Source organism: Escherichia sp. MOD1-EC5495, from assembly GCF_002965965.1.
In the GTDB taxonomy this organism is placed as follows: Bacteria; Pseudomonadota; Gammaproteobacteria; order Enterobacterales; family Enterobacteriaceae; genus Escherichia; species Escherichia ruysiae.
This window is the reverse complement of the sequence record NZ_PTRI01000001.1, coordinates 174,529-190,304: the sequence shown is the minus strand read 5'-3', so window position 1 is coordinate 190,304 and position 15,776 is coordinate 174,529. Positions and strand designations below refer to the sequence as shown.

The window sequence follows — 15,776 nt, the reverse complement described above, 5'->3', positions numbered from 1 at the left end:
TAACCAAACAAATAAGAGTTAAAACCAATAATTAACTTAACAATGTTAACTCGATCACTCCGTTAACCGAGTTTTCCTGCAATCTCATTTAATTCTGTCGGGTTCATCCCAAAACTGCCGTGCCCAGCCGACAAGTGCAGCAACGCCGCCCCTGTTCATCAAAAACGACGATTTCCCAGCTCTGATTTTGCCGTCCAAGATGTAGCGGCTGGCAAACACCGCGCACCTTTCCCTCAGACACCGGGCGATGATGCGTGGCGTTCAGTTCCGTGCCTACCACGCACTGACCGTCGCGAGTCATCATAAATCCGGACATCGATCCCAGCGTTTCCGCCAGCGCCGCCGACGCACCGCCATGCAGCAGGCCAAACGGCTGATGAGTACGGGTATCAACCGGCATTTCGGCTTCCAGCACATCATCGCCCAGGCGGGTATAAACAATTCCCAGATGCGCCACCATTGTGTTGTCGCTGGTGGCGTTGAGTTCGTCGAGCGTTAAATGGCGTTTCCAGATCATGCTTATGCTCCCAGCGTTGAGCCGCCATCCACCACGATATCCTGTAGCGTGATATGGCTGGCGAGGTCAGAGGCGAGGAACAAAATCGTGTTGGCGATCTCCTGCGGACGGGCAATTTTCCCCAGCGGAATGCCGAGCTTAAACTGCTCGCCAAAGCCGCGAATACGCAGCTCTTCGGCGTCATCGCTCACCCACAGCGTGCGTTGCATATCGGTGTCGGTGGAGCCGGGCGAAACCACGTTACAGCGCACGCCGCTACCCGCCAGTTCCAGCCCGACGCTCAACGCCAGGCTTTTCAGCGCCGCTTTCGACGCACCGTAAGCACTCATACCAATACGCGGCGTATGTGCAGCGTCGGACGCTACCGTAACAATCGCCCCGCCCCGCTGACGGCGAAACTGGTTCATGGTTTGCTGAAACAGGTTAAATGCGCCGCCAACGTTGACCGCAAAGGTCTGCTGCCAGTCTTCTTTGCTGAGCTGATCGGTCGCGCCCATGCGTAAAATTCCCGCCGCATTGACCAGCACGTCCAGTCGCTCCGTTTCAGCTAACAATCGCTGACATACCTGCGCCACCTGCCCGGCGTCGGCTACATCCATCACTTCGGTCGCAAAGGGATATTGCTCCTGAGTGAACGCTTGATCAAAACCTGTAACTTTCGCACCCGCGTCAACAAACGCCAGCGCCGTGGCGTAACCGATACCTTTACCCGCGCCGGTAACCCAGACATTTTTGCCGCTGAAATCCATTATTTCACCTCGCGTGAGAGCAGTTTCCACCAGGCGTCGATGGTCGGGTTTTTCGCCAGCATGACAAAATCGATATCGCCATGCACTTTGCGCCAGCGCGCCGCCAACGCCATCATGCGCACCGAATCCAGACCGTAGTCGATCAGGTTGTCGTCATCGAACGGCTCATCGGATTCGTCCAGCAGCGGCAGGATCACCTCTCGCAGCGCCGCTTTGCTGGCGGGAATTGGCGTCGGCAGCAGTTCCTCGGTCATCACCACCCGACCAGAACGCCCGGCAACATATTTCAGCGACATCAAATGCTCGTCACGGCTGAAATCGGCCAGCGCATCCGCCACCATAAACGGCTTGATATCACGCATAAACGCGTCGGTCGCGGTGGTCATGCAGCCAATATGCGCGTACACCCCGGTGATAATCAGTTGGTTACGTCCGCTCTCTTTCAACATTTGCTCCAGCGGAGAACGATGAAACGCGCTGTAGCGCCACTTCACCAGCACCGTATCGTCGGCATCCGGCGTCAGGCGATCCACCACCTTTTGCTGTTCCGGCGAACGGGTCAGGCCCGGCCCCCACATATCATTCAGCAGCGCCCGATCTTCATCACTCTGCTCTTTCGGCTGCGCGGTGTAATAAACCGGAATATTGTGCTGTTTGCAGTAGTCACGCAGCGCCGCAATATTCGCGATCACCTGTTCCATCATCGGGCAGTTCTCGCCCCAGAAGCTGACGAAATAATCCTGCATATCATGGATTAACAGCGCGGCGCGTTGCGGTTCAAAGGCCCAGTCAACTTTATTCTGCGGAATATCGTGAGACTCCGGCAGTGCGTAAGCCTGTAATTTTGGAATAGCCATCGTGTTCTCTCCTTCAGGCTGATGCGCGTGACGCCAGCCACTGACGTAATTGTTTTTTATCGACTTTCCCGACCGCCGTCAGCGGAAGTGAATCCACACACTCCACGCGATCCGGTAATTTAAATTCGGCAATACCCTGCTCACGCAGGAAACGACGCACCTGCACTGCACGCAGCGGCTCTTTCACCACCAGATAAGCGCAGCTTTTTTCGCCCATCAGCTCATCTTCCATGCTCACCAGTGCGGCGTAGATCACCGCCGGATGGCGCAGCAGCAGGTTTTCGATCTCTTCGGCAGCGATCTTCTCGCCGCCACGGTTGATCTGATCTTTCTCGCGCCCCTGCACGGTGATGTAACCGTCTGGATCAATGGAGATCAGATCGCCGGAACAGTAAAAACCGTTGGCATCAAAGGCGCTGGCATTGTGCTGCGGGCTTTTGTAATAGCCACGGAAGGTGTACGGTCCGCGCGTCATCAGGCGTCCAACTTCCCCTTGCGGCAGTGGATTTCCCTCAGCATCGGCGACCCACACTTCATCATCCGGACACATTGGGTAGCCCTGGGTATGGATAATTTTCTCCGCGCTATCATCAAGTCGGGTGTAGTTCACCAGCCCTTCCGCCATGCCGAACACCTGCTGCAACTGGCAGCCAATCTCAGCAGGAATACGCGCCGCAAGCGTGGCAGAAAGACGCGCGCCACCGACCTGTAACAGTTTTAGCGAGGCAAGCTGCGCCCTGCTTTCACCTTCGGTCAGCGCCTGCAACCACAGGCTTACCGCCGGCGGCACCAGCGCGGTGACGTTGACCAGATGTTTTGCAATCAATGGGAAGCAGAGCGTGGCGCTGGGATCGGCTGCCAGAACGACAGTGCCGCCAGCGAGAAATACGCCCAGCGATCCCGGCGAGCTCATGGCGTAGTTGTGCGCCGCCGGAATCGCGCACAGGTAGCGTGTCTGCTGCGTGAACTGACAAATTTCGACGCTACGGCGCACGCTGTAGTAATAGTCATTGTGGGTACGCGGGATCAGTTTCGGTGTGCCGGTGGTGCCGCCGGAAAGCTGGAAATAGGCCACTTCATCGGCAGGTGACGGCGTGGCAGTAAAATCGTCTGCCGGATGGGTAATCGCATCCTGCAAATTGTGCTCGCCGCTGTCGTTATGCAGTTGCACCACACGAATGGAGGAATGGTCTGTGACGAAAGTATTGAGGAAATCATCCCCGCTAAACAGCGCATGTTGGCGATCGGCAATCAGTAACGCCGGTTCAATCTGGCTGGCATAGGCGTTCAGTTCACTACGCTGATGGCTGAACAGCGCCAGCACCGGCGCAACGCCCAGTTTCAGCAGCGCAAAAAAGGTAATGTACAGTTCAGCGACGTTACCCAACTGTACCAGCGCGGTTTCGCCCGATTTAATTCCCTGACGGCGCAGGCTACAGGCGAGATTATCCGCCGCCTGATTCAGTTCCCGATAACTCAACTGCCGCTCGCCGTCGATAACCGCGATGCTGTCACTCGCGGCGTGGCGGGTCAAAATGTCGGTCAGCGGCAAATCCTGCCAGTAGCCTTTTTCCCGATAGCGACGGGCAAACTCTTCCGGCCAGCGGGTGAATGGGATGCTCATCCTCGCTCCTTAATGCAATCCAAAAACGTTCAACATGGTAGAAAGTTTGACACCGGTTTCGCGCCATTCGCTAAGTGGTGATGACGCAGGCACAATCCCCGCTCCGGCAAACAGGCGCACCTGATTTTTCCGCAATTTTGCGCAGCGGATGGTCACCACCCACTCGCCGTTACCTTCGCTGTCGCACCAGCCAACAATGCCGCCAAACAGTTCGCGGTCGAACGGCTCCAGTTCAGCAATAACCTGGGTCGCGGCCTGATGCGGGAAACCGCTCAGCGCGGGGGTCGGATGCAGCAGACAGGCCAGAGTCAGTGCGTTTTCTTGCGAATTCGCTTTACCTTCAAAGGGTGTTGCGAGATGCCACAGCGTCGGCGTGGTGATCAGTTGTGGAGAGGAAGGAACGTGTAACTCACTGCTGCGCTCGCGTAGCACCTCTTTCATCGCCTGGGTCACCAGTTCATGTTCATGGCGATCTTTTTCCGACGCCAGCAGTCGATTTCCCGCTTCTCTGTCCAGCACTTCATCCGGCTGACGGCGCGCGGAACCGGCTAACGGAATGGAGCTAAAACGCTCGCCGTCTTTGCGCAGCAGCAGTTCCGGGCTGGCACCGAGCAGAACGCCACCATCGGACAGCGGGACATGGAAGTTGTAACTAACCGGGTTTTGCGCGATCAACCGCTCCAGCAGTACACCGCTGTCAATGGCGGCGTCGGTGGTGATATCAATCAACCGTGATAACACAACTTTGTCGACCTGCGGCGTGGCGGTAAGTGCGGCGGCGCGGGCAACCATCTGTTCAAACGTGGTTTGTTGCGGAATTGCCTGGCGTTCCACCACGTTCAGCGACTGGCTGCGAGTGAAGCGGCGTGCGGAAGCTTGTTTTTCCTGACGGGAGAACGACTGCCAGGATTCAGGAATATACAGCGACGAAGGCTGACGTGGATCGAAGGGAATCGCCCCGACCATCACTGGATTTTTGATGCCCTGCGCTTTGGCATCGGCAAACAGCGCGGCGAGTTTTTGCTGGAAGGGACTGTCGGGTGAATCCCCGTTCACAGCCGGTTCATCGAAGCGGGCGAAACATCCTGACGTCGTAAAACTGCGGTACGGCGACATAAAGAAAAAGCGATTGGGCGCAAGTGTTGCCATGGTCTGCTGTACTTCCTCAGCCAGTGACGTATCCATATCATCCTCCATAAAATGATAAAGGCTTTAATAATGATTATCATTTATATTTTCGGTCGCTAACCTAAAAGCAAACGCGCACTATGTCAACTCTTGAGGTAACGCAATCTGCAACTCGGGGTTGCATCTGCTTGTCGTTACAATGAAAATGAGAAGCATTAACTTCATTAATAACAGGAAGCTGATTCGTGAGACTCGCCCCGCTCTACCGCAACGCCCTTCTATTAACAGGACTTTTGCTTTCAGGAATAGCCGCAGTTCAGGCTGCCGACTGGCCGCGTCAGATTACTGACAGTCGTGGCACTCATACCCTGGAAAGCCAACCGCAGCGTATTGTTTCCACCAGCGTCACCCTGACCGGCTCACTGCTGGCAATAGACGCCCCGGTGATCGCCAGCGGCGCGACCACGCCGAATAACCGCGTCGCGGATGACCAGGGCTTTTTACGCCAGTGGAGCAAGGTGGCGAAAGAACGCAAACTGCAACGCCTCTATATCGGCGAACCGAGTGCCGAAGCCGTTGCCGCGCAAATGCCGGATCTGATTTTAATTAGCGCGACCGGCGGCGATTCGGCGCTGGCGCTGTACGATCAGCTTTCCACCATCGCCCCGACGTTAATCATCAATTACGACGACAAAAGCTGGCAGTCGCTGTTAACGCAGCTTGGCGAAATTACCGGACATGAGAAACAAGCGGCAGAGCGGATTGCACAGTTTGATAAGCAACTGACGGCGGCGAAAGAGCAAATCAAATTACCGCCGCAGCCAGTCACTGCCATTGTTTATACTGCTGCCGCGCACAGTGCTAATCTCTGGACGCCGGAATCAGCACAAGGGCAGATGCTGGAACAACTCGGCTTTACGCTGGCGAAGTTGCCCGCAGGGTTAAACGCCAGCCAAAGCCAGGGCAAACGCCATGACATCATTCAGCTTGGTGGGGAAAATCTGGCGGCAGGGTTAAATGGCGAGTCACTATTCCTGTTCGCCGGTGATCAGAAAGACGCCGATGCTATTTATGCCAATCCGCTGCTCGCGCACCTGCCTGCAGTACAAAACAAGCAGGTTTATGCGCTGGGAACCGAGACGTTCCGTCTGGATTACTACAGCGCCATGCAAGTGCTGGATGGGCTTAATTCACTGTTTAAAAAAGATTGATAAAACATACAATTAGAGCACTAACAGTCCCCTCTCCCCTCCGGGGAGAGGGTTAGGGTGAGGGGAAAATGCACCTTTAACTAATTCTCAGACGCTGCCGCTTGTGGCGGCGTCTGGCGAAAACGTCGCAACTCCACCAGCACCAGCAACAACAACACGCCGATAATCAACAAACCAAAACCGCTCACGCTTGCGGAGGCCACCGGTGTCATCATCGCCCCCAGACCGCCCAGCAGCGCCGCGCCTATGGCATCGCCCGTCACGTTCTGCGCCGTCCACAAACCGTTAATCCGCCCTAACATTGCTTCCGGGGTTTGCGTTTGCAGCATTGTATATTGCAGCAACGAACTAACCGCGCTCAGCCAGCCGAACAGCGCCAGACAAACCACGCCTAAAATCCACATCGGCATCAGGCCAAACAGACCAATGGCGAGGAACGATCCCAGCGTGGAGAGCAGCATCAATAACCCTGGTCGCGCGCTATGTGCCAGCTTCCCGCTGGTTAACGCGCCAATAGCCGCACCGAGCGGGATCGCCGCATAGAGAAAACCAATCTGTGCCGCCGACATCTGCCAGTTGTCAGCCAGCGCCGGATACAGTACCCGCACCGCGCTCGCCATCGTCAATAAACCACCCAGCAGCGCAATCCCTCCTACCAGCGGGCTGGCGAGCAGAAAACGAAATCCTGCCAGTAATGATTTTAACGGATGCTCACGCGGCTGCGGTGGCGGTGGCAACGCCGGAAGGCTTAACAACGGTAGCAAGGTAATAAACGTGCCCGCCGCCGCCAGCCCGTAGTTCCAGGCTACGCCGCCAGTCGCCAGCAATAAACCGCCAATCATGGGCGAAATCACCGACCCCAGACGCACGGTCAACATGGTGATCGCCCCGGCCTGCATTAAGTTTTCACGTCCTACCAGTGCTGGTGTCGCCGCCAGTAGCGCCGTAACGCCAAGCGATGCGAAAAAACCATCCCATAAACCAAGTAAATAGATTGCCAGCAATGACGGCTCCGGCAGCAGCACGTTCAGGCACAGTCCAATGAAGCCAATGCCACAGGTGCCGCGCGCCAGCAAAATTACTTTTTTGCGCTCATAGCGATCCGCCAGCACACCGCCGACCATCAGGCCAACAAACATCGCGCCGCCGGTGAGCGTCACCGAAAGCCCCACCTGCCAGGTAGAATGCGTCATCATCTGGATCTGCACCGGCACCGCGACGCCGAGCAAACCCAGAGAAACAATAGAGATAAAACGAGCGAGGAATACTGCGCGAAACGCCGGGTGCGTTTTCAACAGGCTGAGGTTAAGCAGCCAGGATTGTTTATTCATTACAATGCCTTGCCATCAAATATTTTAAATACCTATTCTTAGGCTGCACATGCTAACATATCCAAATAAGATCGATAACGATAATTAATTTCATTATCATGGAAGTTCGTATGTCTGGTTATGTTGCCGTGACACGCGCCATTGCCGTGCCCGGATTGCTGTTATTACTGATTATCGCGACGGCATTAAGCCTGCTCATTGGGGCAAAATCACTCCCCGCCTCCGTCGTGCTGGAGGCCCTCTCCGGCACCTGCCAAAGCGCCGACTGCACCATCGTGCTCGACGCCCGACTGCCACGCACCCTTGCCGGATTGCTGGCAGGCGGTGCGCTTGGTCTTGCCGGAGCGTTAATGCAAACCCTCACCCGAAATCCGCTTGCCGACCCTGGTTTGCTTGGCGTAAACGCCGGAGCCAGCTTTGCCATTGTGCTGGGCGCGGCGCTGTTTGGTTACTCATCCGCGCAGGAACAACTGGCGATGGCCTTCGCCGGGGCGCTGGTGGCCTCATTGATTGTTGCCTTTACCGGTAGCCAGGGCGGCGGGCAGTTAAGTCCGGTGCGTTTAACTCTGGCGGGTGTGGCGCTGGCAGCGGTGCTGGAAGGGCTGACCAGCGGCATCGCCCTGCTTAATCCTGACGTCTACGATCAACTGCGTTTCTGGCAAGCCGGTTCGCTGGATATTCGCAATCTACACACCTTAAAAGTGGTGCTGATCCCGGTGCTGATCGCCGGAGCAACCGCGCTATTACTGAGCCGCGCACTGAACAGTTTAAGCCTCGGCAGCGACACCGCGACGGCGCTGGGCAGTCGCGTGGCGCGCACACAGTTAATTGGTCTGCTGGCGATTACCGTGCTTTGTGGTAGTGCGACAGCGGTAGTTGGCCCGATTGCCTTTATCGGCCTGATGATGCCGCACATGGCGCGCTGGCTGGTAGGTGCCGATCATCGCTGGTCGCTGCCCGTCACGCTGCTCGCCACCCCTGCCCTGCTGCTGTTTGCCGATATCATCGGGCGTGTGATTGTTCCCGGCGAGCTGCGCGTTTCGGTGGTCAGTGCGTTTATTGGTGCGCCGGTGTTGATCTTCCTCGTGCGACGTAAAACGCGAGGTGGCGCATGATTTACGTCTCTCGCCGATTAATCATCACCTGTTTGCTGTTGATAACTGCCTGTGCGGTGGCAAGTGTTTGGGGATTACGCAGTGGCACCGTGCCACTGGAAACCTCGCAGGTATTCGCCGCGCTGATGGGTGACGCACCACGCAGTATGACGATGGTGGTCACCGAATGGCGTTTACCACGCGTGCTGATGGCGCTGTTGATTGGCGCGGCGCTGGGCGTCAGCGGCGCGATTTTTCAGTCGTTGATGCGTAACCCGCTCGGCAGCCCTGACGTAATGGGCTTTAACACCGGAGCGTGGAGCGGCGTACTGGTGGCGATGGTGCTGTTTGGTCAGGATCTGACAGCTATCGCGCTGGCAGCAATGGCAGGCGGCATTGTCACTTCTCTACTGGTCTGGCTACTTGCCTGGCGTAACGGTATCGACACCTTTCGGTTGATTATTATCGGCATCGGCGTTCGCGCCATGCTGGTGGCCTTTAATACCTGGCTGTTGCTGAAAGCGTCCTTAGAAACGGCACTAACCGCAGGATTATGGAATGCCGGATCGTTCAACGGCCTGACGTGGACAAAAACCTGGCCTTCCGCGCCCATCATTATATTGATGTTAATTGCCGCCGCCTTGTTGGTACGGAGAATGCGCTTGCTGGAGATGGGCGATGATACCGCCTGCGCGCTGGGCGTCAGCGTCGAACGCTCGCGTCTGTTAATGATGCTGGTCGCCGTAGTACTTACCGCTGCTGCCACTGCCCTGGCGGGGCCGATTTCCTTTATTGCTTTAGTCGCACCGCACATTGCCCGGCGCATCAGCGGCACTGCCCGCTGGGGACTAACCCAGGCTGCGCTGTGTGGTGCGCTGTTACTGCTGGCAGCCGATCTCTGCGCCCAACAACTGTTTATGCCGTATCAACTTCCGGTTGGCGTCGTTACCGTCAGCCTCGGCGGTATTTACCTTATCGTCTTGTTAATTCAGGAGTCTCGCAAAAAATGACCGAATCAGTAGCCCGTTTGCGCGGCGAACAGTTAACCCTGGGATATGGCAAATATACCGTTGCGGAAAATCTGACTGTAGAAATTCCTGATGGTCACTTTACTGCAATTATCGGACCAAATGGTTGCGGTAAATCCACGTTACTGCGTACCTTAAGCCGCCTGATGACGCCTGCCCACGGGCATGTCTGGCTGGATGGCGAACAGATTCAACATTACGCCAGTAAAGAGGTCGCACGCCGGATTGGTCTGTTGGCGCAAAATGCTACCACGCCGGGCGATATCACCGTGCAGGAGCTGGTGGCGCGTGGACGTTACCCGCATCAACCGCTGTTTACCCGCTGGCGCAAAGAAGATGAAGAAGCGGTAACGAAAGCGATGCAGGCCACGGGAATAACTCATCTGGCAAATCAAAGCGTGGATACCCTTTCTGGTGGACAACGCCAGCGAGCGTGGATCGCGATGGTGCTGGCCCAGGAAACGGCAATTATGCTGCTCGACGAACCAACGACCTGGCTGGATATCAGTCATCAGATTGATCTACTGGAACTGTTGAGCGAACTGAACCGTGAGAAAGGCTATACCCTGGCGGCAGTGCTGCACGATCTTAACCAGGCCTGTCGTTACGCCAGCCATTTGATTGCGCTGCGGGAAGGAAAAATTGTCGCTCAGGGGGCGCCGAAAGAGATTGTCACTGCTGAATTGATCGAGCGTATTTACGGTCTGCGCTGCATGATTATTGACGATCCGGTAGCCGGAACGCCATTAGTGGTGCCGCTCGGACGAACGGCACCATCAACCGCCGTGATTTAAACTAACCGATCTTCCATCATGGCATCCTGTTTTCTGGATGCCATTGCATGATGTAAGAGCACACTGCCACAAGCAACCATACCGCCGATCAAGGCGGAAAGGATCACAATAATCGCTTTGCCTGGACCGTCTTTTTTCACCGGCAAGGATGGACGCAACTGATATTTAAATGGCGGAAAAGTAACATCGTTGACATTTGCTTTTGTTAATTGATCGACAAGATATTGACGATTACGTAATTCAACGTTCAGTTCCGCAACATCGGTGACCGCTTTTTCAATTTCAAGTTTACGTTCAATACCGTCTGCGCCGAGAGAAATAGAAAAATCAGGGTCATCTTTAACAGCCTGACCATTACTATAAACAGGCTTTTTAATTCCTGCCGCATTGGCAATATCCAGTGAATAATTGAGCCGCTGAATATTTGCATCAAGCTGGTTTTTCGTTTTAATGCGATCCTGAGCCAGTTTTTCTTTTTCAAACTGGGTTCTAATTTCCAGTTTATTACGTATGTTTTCTAGCGACTCTTTCACCACCAACGTTGAGATATAATCGATATAACCAGCCAATACTGTCTGCGCTTCTTCACTGGTTGGCGCAGTGAAACTTAATGTCCAGGAGGTATACAACGCGGGCTCATCTTTTTTCTTACTGGCGTTGTCATCAACCGCTTTCATTTTTTCGCTCAATGTGACAATAGCGCGATGCAGCTCCTGTTCATCAATCTTCGCCTCTTTTAATTGATCCATGACATAAGGGGACGAACGCAGATAGTCTTCCAATAAACTCACAGACTGAAATTTCTTGATAAACAGGTTAAACACACCGTTGCGATCGATATTGGCATCCAGATCCAGCACGCGGAGTTTGGTGAAGACCTTCTCCAGATCTTGCCACTGGACAGCCTCTGCGGGCGTGATAACTGCCGAGCTGGTCCATTTTTGCGGCAAAATGAAAGACACCAGTAACCCGATACAGGCAAAGGCTAAAGCCACCGCTATTACCCGCGTTTTTGCGTACCAAAAAACTTCGATAAGTTTAAGTAAATCAATTTCATTATTACTGGGCGACGCCAGATGATAATCGGGAAAATGAGAATCGCTTCCCTGCTTAATATTCAGTGATGACATGCGATATGACCTGAAATGAGTCCAATAAGATTAAATCTCCACGGCGCTCACTTTATCAGTTAGCAAGAATTATCCGAAGCTGAACTTTGTAAATTCCCCTCACCGAACACAACATTAAGCGTGTTTTCAGAGAAGCAACTGAGGATTCATCATAATAATAAATAATAAAATCCACAATCATTTACAGTAATTATGGATTTTATTTAAGATAAAGTTATTTATTTAGCGTCGCCAAAATAATTGGCCCGATTTTTTCAAATGCCATTGGCGAGATAATATCCACATGAGCACAATCTAAACGATAAATATCCAGCTCAGCTACCCATGGCGACCAGGCGCGTTCAGGACTCATACCTTCCTGAAGTGTACGTTCAGCAACAAACAGCGTCGCTTTACCATCAAATGGTACGCTATGAGCCGTGCTTAACAGACGCACTGCATCAGCGTAATTACCTTCAATGGTGGTAAACAGCTCCGTCGACGCAGTTCCCTGCTGTGCCGCCAGGAAGGCTTCGCGCTCGCGGTTAATCTCCGCCAGCACTTCCGGGTCCAGACCGTTAGCTTCTTTTTCCTGCCAGTTTTGCGTTTCTGGCGGCCAGGTATCCAGCAAGCCAAGAAATGCCACCTGTTCGCCACGGGCACGCAACCGCGCCGCAATCCCCTGCGCCAGCGTACCGCCCAGCGAATAACCCAGCAGGTAATAAGGGCCGTGAGGTTGTTGTTCAAGTAACGTTGCCAGATGCGCTTCGCAGACTTCATCCAGGTTTGCCGCCGTCTGCATAGGTCCATGAGGGCGCGGCGACTGAATGCCGATAATCGACCATTGAGGATCGAGATAACGCGAGAGCACGCTAAACTGCCAGGCAAAACCAGACGCAGGATGGAAACAGAACAGCGTCGGGCCATTACCTTCACGCAACGGCAGAATGGTTTCGAATCCCATGTGCCGGGAGCTGTCTTCTTCACCATCAATAATCGTTGCCAGTTTGGCGACGGTTGACGCGACCATCACCTGCCCCGGCGTCACCTGGCGGGCAAACTGCCGACTTAACTGCGCCGCCAGTTTCATCGCCAGCAGCGAATGACCGCCAAGAGCGAAGAAATCAGCGTCGGCATCCTGCACATCACAGCCCAGCAATGACGAGAACGCCCCGGCGATAATCATTTCGCTGCCCGCTTTCGGCGCTCGTCCCGGCGTTTTTGCTTTCAATTCCGGCAACGGTAAAGCTTTACGATCCAGCTTGCCATTGGCGCTAAGCGGCAACTGCGGAAGTTGCAGCAGAACGACGGGCACCATATGCGGTGGCAAGGTTTCGCGCAACTGCGCCTGTAATGAGCTGGTATCCAGCGGCAGGCCTGATTGCGACACCAGATACCCTACCAACTGGCGCGCGTCGCCGCCGGTTGCTGCCGCCTGGTTAATCACACAGGCATGGGTAACGGCCTGTTCGACATCCGGCAGCGCCTGCATCACGCGGTCGATTTCGCCCAGTTCAATACGCTGACCACGAATTTTTAGCTGATCGTCACTGCGCCCGAGGTATTCCACCGCGCCATTTTCCAACCAACAAGCAACGTCTCCAGTACGGTACATGCGTTCACCAGGAGCGAAAGGGTCGGCAATAAAGCGGCTGGCGGTCAGATCGGGTCGTCCAAGATACCCTTGCGCCAGTTGAATGCCAGTAAGATAGAGATCACCCGCCACACCCGGCGGCACCGGATGCATCATCGCATCAAGAATGCGTAGCCCCGTGTTCCAGACCGGATAACCAATTGGCACGCTGCTGCCGCGTACTTGTGCCAGTTCCTCGCCAAAAGCCGGATACCAGCTAACATCCACCGCTGCTTCCGTTGGGCCATAAAGATTATGTAACGGCGCGCCGGTTAACTGTTGCCATTCGCGGCATAAATCAGCCGGTAACGCTTCACCGCTACAGAAAACCTGTTTCAACGTCGCACAACTTTTCCGGGCAGTTTCCGGTGTCAGTGAAGCAACAAACGCCGCCAGCATCGAGGGAACAAAGTGCGTGGTCGTCACGCCATATTCGACAAAGAATTGCTGCATAGCGAGCGGGTCGCGGTGCGCTTCCGGTTCAGCCATCACCAGTTTCGCCCCGGCAATAAACGGCCAGAAAAACTCCCACACCGAGACATCAAAACTGCACGGCGTTTTTTGGGCAACGACATCTTCGCCTGTAAGCGGATAATGATTTTGCATCCACAACAGGCGGTTGACGATAGCCGTCTGCCCGACCATTACCCCTTTCGGCCTGCCGGTTGAACCAGAGGTAAAGATGATATAAGCCGTGTGGTGCGGTTGTGAAAGTTGCAGCGGCGCACTGCCCTGTGGAGTAAGCGGGGCGTTATAGCAAAGGCTGGTTAAATTGGGAACATCGCTAAAGCGCGGCAGTTGATCGTCGGTGGTGATTAACAGCGACGGGCGCGCATCTTCCAGCATCATCTTCAGGCGATCGTCCGGATAACCCGTATCCAGCGGTAGCCAGGCCGCGCCTGCTTCAACTATCGCATGTAGTGCCAGGGTCAAAAAGACCGAGCGCGGTAGCGCCACCGCCACGCTGTCGCCCGGTTTAACGCCGCGCTCACGCAGCAGATTCGCCAGCGCCACCACCTGTTCACGCATCTCCCGATAGCTGAACTGATAATGAGCGTCAGCCAGTGCCGGAGCATCCGGCGTTTTGGCTGCCTGTTCTGCCACCAGCGCGCTCAGCGTGGTTTCAGGGATTTCTACCTGTGTGGCGTTGATCTGCGCCAACTGTGCATACTCACCTGGCAACATAATATCGACATCGCCGCACAACAGCGCCGGATTCGCGGCGAACTGCGCAATCAGCATTTTCAGACGTTCGGCGTGCTGGATTAACGTTGGCTCATCGTAACGCTGTTTATTGGCGAGGATCTCAATGCTCAAACCACCTTGTTCATCCGGGAACAGCGCCAGTTCAAGGTCATTAACCGGCCCCGTTGCCAGGGTGTGGGTTTGCGCCTGAACACCCGGAATATCCAGTTGGTAATCAAATACCTTGATATTGAGTACCGGACCGAACAGCGGTTCCTCTCCCGCCGCGCGCCCACTGTCACGGACAATTTGTTCGGCGTCGTAGCGTTGATGGCGGCGCATTTTTTTTAGTTGTGCCGCCAGTCGGGTTGCCAGTTGTGACAGCGTTTCTTGCGCTTCAATGTGAATACCCAACGGTAAAACGTTGAGCACGGGGCCGGTAGCCGTCAGCGCCGCCGAGCCCATTCGACGCATAAAGATGAATCCGGCGGCGTAGTCCATGCTGTTGCACAATCGCCCCAGCCATAAGGCCGCCAGCGCAAGAGCTAAATCGGTACGTTGTACGGTCGGCAGTTGGGCTGCCAACTGGCGGAATTCTCCGTCGGTAAATTCCAGTTTCAGGCGCAGAATATCTGCCGAGGCGCCGCGCCCCGCTAAAGGTGCAGACGAAAGTGACGCAGGTGGCGGCAGTTGGTGACGCTGTTCCGCCCAGAATGCCGCATCACGCTGCCAGGCCTCGCTTTCGCGGTACTGCTGGTACTCATCCACCACTTCAGCGAAAGGCGTAAACGGCGAAGCAGGCGTTGGTTCGCCACGCAGCCATGCACAGTAAATATTGGCGATCTGGCGGGTAATTGCCGGGAAACTGAAGCCATCGACCAGCAAATGGTGGTAACGCTGATACCAGTACCAGCGGTTATCCGCCACCTGAATTAACTGATGAAAGACCAGCGGTTTACCGCTATCGACGCGCAGGTTTTGTTGCAAATCGGCCTGCATTAAGGCCTGCGCAGTACCGTGCGGATCAATATTGGTTCGCAGGTCGATAATTTCTGGCAGTTCGAATATCAGCGCATCATCGACCCATTGCCAGACTTCGCCGTTATCTTCCGTAAAACGCATCCGCAACGTATCTGCTTGCGCTAATCCGGCAACCACCGCGCGGGCCAGTAATGGCGCATCAACCTCTCCGGTTAACTCAACGTAATGCGCCACGCTCCAGGCGGAGGGTAAATCCGACAGTTTTTCTGCCATCCAGATGCCGGGCTGTGCGGCGACCAAAGGTAAATGCTGGCTCATTGCGCCTCCTGCAACTGGGTGAAATTCGCCGGTGTCAGAGTACGCCAGTGGGCTTCAAGCCACTGCTGGCAGGACGCCTGTGACAACGGCTGACACACAACGTCCCAGCCTGCCGGTAAGGCGCATTGTTGTGGCCACAGACTGAATTGCCCCTGCGCATTGCGCAAAATGTAAAACGCTCCCTGCGGATCATCGAAGGGATTACTGAATGCCATAT

General features: G+C 55.0%; 13 protein-coding genes. 4 read left to right on the top strand and 9 right to left on the bottom strand.

Going from position 1 to position 15,776, the window contains the following annotated elements:
• Positions 1-103 precede the first annotated feature (103 nt).
• From entH to entC, 5 genes are read right to left on the bottom strand one after another with little or no spacing between them, the layout of a single operon-like run.
• Positions 104-517, bottom strand: a complete 414-nt coding sequence (gene entH / locus BEG40_RS00835; RefSeq protein WP_105284721.1) for a proofreading thioesterase EntH — start codon at positions 515-517, stop codon at positions 104-106.
• Between the two features lie 2 nt (positions 518-519).
• Positions 520-1,266: a 2,3-dihydro-2,3-dihydroxybenzoate dehydrogenase EntA gene (gene entA, locus BEG40_RS00830; protein WP_105284720.1), complete on the bottom strand. Its 747-nt coding sequence runs from the start codon at positions 1,264-1,266 to the stop codon at positions 520-522.
• Positions 1,266-2,123: an enterobactin biosynthesis bifunctional isochorismatase/aryl carrier protein EntB gene (gene entB, locus BEG40_RS00825; protein WP_001007144.1), complete on the bottom strand. Its 858-nt coding sequence runs from the start codon at positions 2,121-2,123 to the stop codon at positions 1,266-1,268. Before entB ends, entA begins: the two co-directional genes overlap by 1 nt.
• Positions 2,124-2,136: 13 nt before the next feature.
• Positions 2,137-3,747: a (2,3-dihydroxybenzoyl)adenylate synthase EntE gene (gene entE / locus BEG40_RS00820; protein ID WP_105284719.1), complete on the bottom strand. Its 1,611-nt coding sequence runs from the start codon at positions 3,745-3,747 to the stop codon at positions 2,137-2,139.
• Positions 3,748-3,756: 9 nt separating this feature from the next.
• Complete coding sequence (gene entC / locus BEG40_RS00815; RefSeq protein ID WP_105284718.1) at positions 3,757-4,932, bottom strand: isochorismate synthase EntC; 1,176 nt, start codon at positions 4,930-4,932, stop codon at positions 3,757-3,759.
• A gap of 188 nt (positions 4,933-5,120) precedes the next feature.
• Between entC and fepB the strand changes: the two genes are divergently transcribed.
• Entirely contained in the window at positions 5,121-6,086 is a 966-nt protein-coding gene (fepB, locus tag BEG40_RS00810) for a Fe2+-enterobactin ABC transporter substrate-binding protein (RefSeq protein ID WP_001234321.1), read from the top strand.
• Between the two features lie 80 nt (positions 6,087-6,166).
• Here fepB and entS read toward each other — a convergent pair whose 3' ends face one another.
• A complete protein-coding gene (gene entS, locus BEG40_RS00805) occupies positions 6,167-7,417 on the bottom strand; it encodes an enterobactin transporter EntS (protein WP_105284717.1) in 1,251 nt (416 codons plus the stop codon).
• A gap of 110 nt (positions 7,418-7,527) precedes the next feature.
• On the opposite strand from entS, the gene fepD reads away from it, so the two are divergent.
• From fepD to fepC, 3 genes are read left to right on the top strand one after another with little or no spacing between them, the layout of a single operon-like run.
• Positions 7,528-8,532 carry a Fe(3+)-siderophore ABC transporter permease gene (fepD, locus tag BEG40_RS00800; RefSeq protein WP_105284716.1) on the top strand — a complete coding sequence of 335 codons (1,005 nt, stop codon included), beginning with the start codon at positions 7,528-7,530 and terminating at the stop codon, positions 8,530-8,532.
• On the top strand, positions 8,529-9,521 hold the full coding sequence (gene fepG, locus BEG40_RS00795) for an iron-enterobactin ABC transporter permease (protein WP_105284715.1): 993 nt from the start codon (positions 8,529-8,531) through the stop codon (positions 9,519-9,521). Before fepD ends, fepG begins: the two co-directional genes overlap by 4 nt.
• A complete protein-coding gene (gene fepC, locus BEG40_RS00790) occupies positions 9,518-10,333 on the top strand; it encodes an iron-enterobactin ABC transporter ATP-binding protein (RefSeq protein WP_000140655.1) in 816 nt (271 codons plus the stop codon). The genes fepG and fepC overlap by 4 nt, the downstream gene beginning before the upstream one ends.
• Here fepC and wzz(fepE) read toward each other — a convergent pair.
• The 3 genes from wzz(fepE) to ybdZ all read right to left on the bottom strand — a co-directional run bounded on the left by wzz(fepE) (position 10,330) and on the right by ybdZ (position 15,774).
• On the bottom strand, positions 10,330-11,463 hold the full coding sequence (gene wzz(fepE) / locus BEG40_RS00785; RefSeq protein ID WP_105284714.1) for an LPS O-antigen length regulator Wzz(fepE): 1,134 nt from the start codon (positions 11,461-11,463) through the stop codon (positions 10,330-10,332). The genes fepC and wzz(fepE) overlap by 4 nt on opposite strands.
• Positions 11,464-11,677: 214 nt before the next feature.
• Positions 11,678-15,559, bottom strand: coding sequence for an enterobactin non-ribosomal peptide synthetase EntF (entF, locus tag BEG40_RS00780; protein WP_105284713.1), 3,882 nt, complete (start codon positions 15,557-15,559; stop codon positions 11,678-11,680).
• The gene (gene ybdZ, locus BEG40_RS00775) at positions 15,556-15,774 is read right to left on the bottom strand and encodes an enterobactin biosynthesis protein YbdZ (RefSeq protein ID WP_105284712.1); all 219 of its coding nucleotides are present in this window, start codon (positions 15,772-15,774) and stop codon (positions 15,556-15,558) included. The genes entF and ybdZ overlap by 4 nt, the downstream gene beginning before the upstream one ends.
• Positions 15,775-15,776: the final 2 nt, after the last annotated feature.